Source organism: Psychrobacter sp. DAB_AL32B, from assembly GCF_002224105.1.
Classification (GTDB): Bacteria; Pseudomonadota; Gammaproteobacteria; order Pseudomonadales; family Moraxellaceae; genus Psychrobacter.
This window is the reverse complement of sequence record NZ_NEXU01000162.1, coordinates 1-407: the sequence shown is the minus strand read 5'-3', so window position 1 is coordinate 407 and position 407 is coordinate 1. Positions and strand designations below refer to the sequence as shown.

At 35.1% G+C, this 407-nt stretch carries 1 protein-coding gene; it reads left to right on the top strand.

Annotated features, from left to right (window positions below; genetic code table 11):
• Window positions 1-2: 2 nt before the first annotated feature.
• A partial coding sequence (locus CAN34_RS13815) for a glycosyltransferase family 4 protein (RefSeq protein WP_165767663.1) occupies window positions 3-407 on the top strand: 405 nt, incomplete at its 3' end.

Sequence of the window (407 nt, the reverse complement as noted above, 5' to 3'; positions counted from 1 at the left end):
TAATATTTTCTAATTATTTGCCTCATGTATTGAATTTCAGAGGCAAGCTTTTGGAGTCCATTGCTCAATTAGGATATGAGATACACGTCGTTTCTCCTGATTTAGAGAAATATACTGCAGACCATAATGAGCTTATAGATCGTGGATATCATGTCCATCAGATTGCTATGCAAAGAACCGGAACTAACCCAATTAAAGATATAAAAACTTTTTTTCATAGTTATCGGATATTAAATAGAATTAAACCAGAATATGTACTCTCTTACACTGTAAAGCCTGTGGTGTATGGAACATTAGCAGCATGGCTGGCCAGAGTGCCCTATCGTTTTGTGTTGATATCAGGATTAGGTTATACCTTTCAGCAAGTAGAAGAAACCAACAAGCGTAGCATTTTTCAAAAATTTGTA